Here is a 3,695-nt window from a genome sequence, read left to right as displayed (position 1 = left end):
CGCTAACCCGATTGCTTACGCATTCATTCCCTTTCCCTTTTACCGCTAAAGGGGTTCATGGTACCGTAAACCCATTCCCTTAAGCGGTCAACGTAACCCGGTTTACGGTCAAAGCAGTTGGGTACGACATCGGAAGCAAACCCGTTAGCGGTTAACGTAACCCGGTTTGCCGTCAAAGTAGTTGGGTATGACATCGGAAGCAAACGGGTTAGCGGTCAACGTAACCCGGTTTACCGTCAAAGCAGTTGGGTATGACATCAAAAGCAACCTGTTTAGCGGCTAAAGGGAATGGGTTAGCCGCTAAACCAACTACTTCCGGCGTCAAAGGGATTGCTTTAACGACCGTTTTTCCCGCCCTTTAGTCCCGATGGTCCCGGTCTCCCGGGGGTCTTGTCTTTGTTGGGACACTCCAAAGGATACAACTCCCGAACCCATTTTTGGAAGATTCGGAACTTTTATGTGGACCTTCAGAATTAAAACACCCTGGAACAGGTTTCTTTAAAAGACTAAAAGACAGGAGTTTGTTACAATCTGCCGGATTGTATTGTTAAGGTGCTAATGTTTAAATTACCGGATAGTACAGGGACGGATGATGTAACATAACCCCCAGGAATATGTAACAAAAGGGAAACAGGTTGGGTAAAGGAAAGAGTAAATTGCAAAACTTGTAAACAATGAAAACCGGAATATTCGTAACCGTACAATTTTTTGCCGGTTTATGATAGGACAGGTAGTCGGTTGGAATATTTTTTCAATCATCTAATAGTCAATAAGACTATTTATTTATACCTTTAACGGAAAAGTTAGAGGTCTCATTAAAAGCAACGCCATATTGAAGAGCATGTTTAAACTGAATTTAAGTGATCGTGTGGGTGACTGTTCTGACATAGAATTTTGTAATGGTCATTATGCTGTTGAACGCATCAATGCGGAGCAGACAGTTTCCGTTCGGTGTAAAAAACATAATGGATGAAGCGAATAAAGATTTTTTTGGTGATTAATGTAATTCTGATGTGTTTTCTTAGGCTTCGGGCACAGGACAGGCTTTATCCTAATACATTCCCCTTGTCTGACGTGACATTGCCGGACGGGATGTTTAAACACGCCCGTGATCTCAATATCGAAGTGCTTCTCCAGTATGATGTGGATCGTTTACTGGCGCCGTACCGCAAAGAAGCGGGCCTCCCCGAAAAAGCTCCGGGTTATCCCAACTGGGAAGGGCTTGACGGACATATAGCAGGCCATTATTTGTCGGCCCTGGCCATGAATTATAAAGCAACGGGGCATAAAGAATGTAAAAGACGGATTGAGTATATGCTTTCTGAACTAAGAAAATGCCAGGAGGCCAATGCGATAAATAATCCCGGTTGGGGCAAAGGCTACCTGGGAGGCTTTCCGAACAGTGAAGTATTGTGGTCGGGGTTCAAGATCGGTGATTTCAAAGTTTATGATTCTTCATGGGCTCCTTTTTACAACCTGCATAAAATGTATGCCGGTCTCAGGGACGCCTGGTTGTATTGTGGTTACGAAGAGGCGAAATCCATGTTCCTGGAATTTTGCGATTGGGGGATAGCGATCACTTCCGGGCTGGATGATGGTCAGATGCAACATATGCTTGATATGGAGCATGGGGGAATGAATGAGATCTTTGCAGACGCCTATCAGATATCCGGTGATAAAAAATACCTGGATGCTGCAAAAAGGTATTCTCATAGAATGGTTTTGGAACCATTGGCCCGGGAAACTGATAACCTGGACAACAAACATGCCAACACACAGATTCCCAAATTTATCGGATTTGCACGTATTGCTGAATTGGTTGGTGATAAAAAATACGACAAGGCCGGGAACTTCTCTTGGGAAACGATTACTTCCAACCGCTCTCTTGCTTTTGGGGGCAATAGCCGCAGGGAACATTTCCCAAGTGTAAACGCATGCACCGATTTTATCAGGGATGTCGACGGTCCGGAGTCGTGCAACTCATACAACATGTTAAAATTGACAGAGGTTTTATTCCGGCAGCGGCCATCAGCTCATTATACCGATTATTACGAAAGAACCCTGTTCAATCACATCCTTTCCACCCAGCACCCGGAGCATGGAGGATATGTGTACTTTACACCGGCTCGTCCCCGTCATTACAGGGTATACTCCGCACCCAATGAAGCCATGTGGTGCTGCGTAGGTACGGGAATGGAAAATCATGCCAGGTACAATCAGTTTATATACACACATTCGGGAGACTCATTATTTCTCAATCTCTTTATTGCATCGGAGCTCAACTGGAAAGACCGGGATATCCGGCTTAAACAGGAAACCGGGTTTCCCTTCGAAGATCACACAAAACTGACGATAACCCAGGGAGCTTCAAGATTTAATTTAATGGTGCGGTATCCGGGCTGGGTAAAAAAGGGAGCATTGAGAGTCACCGTTAATGGTAAAGAGGTTAAGTATTCGGAATTTCCTTCTTCTTATATAAGCATCGACAGAAAATGGAAAAAGGGCGATGTGCTGGAAGTGACCATGCCCATGCACAGTACCATTGAACATTTGCCTAATGTTCCGGATTACATCGCTTTTATGCACGGACCTGTATTGCTGGGGGCTAAAACAGGGACAGAAGACCTGAAAGGCCTTATCGCAGACGACGGTCGCTGGAGCCAGTATCCCGGAGGGAAATTGCTGCCGGTTGACAAAGCTCCTATACTTATCGAAGATGATATGGAGAATATTGCCGGTAAGTTGGAGCCTGTTGAGAATGAACCGCTAAATTTTAAGCTCAACCTGAAGATGGTAAATCCGGTTGATGTTAAGCTGGAACCTTTTTTCCGGATCCATGATGCGAGATATATGATGTATTGGCTGGCTTTAACAGGAAACGGATACCAAACTTATATAGATTCATTGACAAATCTGGAAAATGAGAGAATGGCCATTAAAGACCGCACCATTGACTTTGTGGCCACCGGCGAGCAACAGCCCGAAACCGATCACATGCTGCAATATGAAAAATCGACCACCGGTAATCATGTTGATGAGTTTTGGCGGGATGCACGGGATAACGGGTATTTCAGCTACCGGATGAAAACCGCTTCCGAGACAAATTTAAGTCTTATGGTCCGGTACTGGGGTGCTGAATGGGGAAGCCGGAAATTTGAAATATACATCGATGATGAGAAACTAGCTGCCGAAGACAATACCGGCCGGTGGAATCAATCTGTTTTTCAGGATGTGGAATATAGAATCCCCGACTCCATGGTTGAAGGCAAAGAAAATATCAGGGTGAAATTTAAGGCTTTACAGGGAAGTACGGCCGGAGCAGTTTATTTTGTCCGGCTGTTAAGGCAGGACTGAGAAGATCATCAAGGAAAGAAATACCCTGACCATGAAGGCCGGTCCCGGTGAATATGAAGTGTATTATGGAAATAGTTCGGGTACGCGCGATTTAAAAAGTGAAACCATTACAATCAATTAAAAACACCGTAAAATATTATAACAATTACAACCCTTATAAAACTTTAAAAAATGAAAAACCGATCATACTTTTTAGTATTGCTGCTGGCTTTAATCAGCACATGGGGCTTTGGACAAACCGAAGGCCACGCGACGGTAAAGGAAGATTTCAAACCTGCTGTGACCAATCAGCCCGGAAAGGAATACCCGCAGGTTAATTCCGAAGGAAGGGTACGTGCCCG

1 protein-coding gene is annotated in these 3,695 nt (G+C 44.6%); it reads left to right on the top strand.

Annotation, left to right across the window (positions count from 1 at the left end):
- Positions 1–969 precede the first annotated feature (969 nt).
- The gene (locus ED312_RS03870) at positions 970–3,354 is read left to right on the top strand and encodes a glycoside hydrolase family 127 protein (RefSeq protein WP_123214696.1); all 2,385 of its coding nucleotides are present in this window, start codon (positions 970–972) and stop codon (positions 3,352–3,354) included.
- The last annotated feature ends 341 nt before the right edge of the window (positions 3,355–3,695 follow it).

Origin of the sequence: Sinomicrobium pectinilyticum (genome assembly GCF_003725735.1) — a bacterium.
GTDB lineage: Bacteria > Bacteroidota > Bacteroidia > Flavobacteriales > Flavobacteriaceae > Sinomicrobium > Sinomicrobium pectinilyticum.
Note: the sequence above shows the minus strand (reverse complement) of the source record. Positions and strands in the feature narration are given on the sequence as shown.

Excerpts from the sequence above, each read along its gene's own strand:
- ED312_RS03870 (WP_123214696.1), top strand. The coding sequence starts at position 970 with ATGAAGCGAATAAAGATTTTTTTGGTGATTAATGTAATTCTGATGTGT.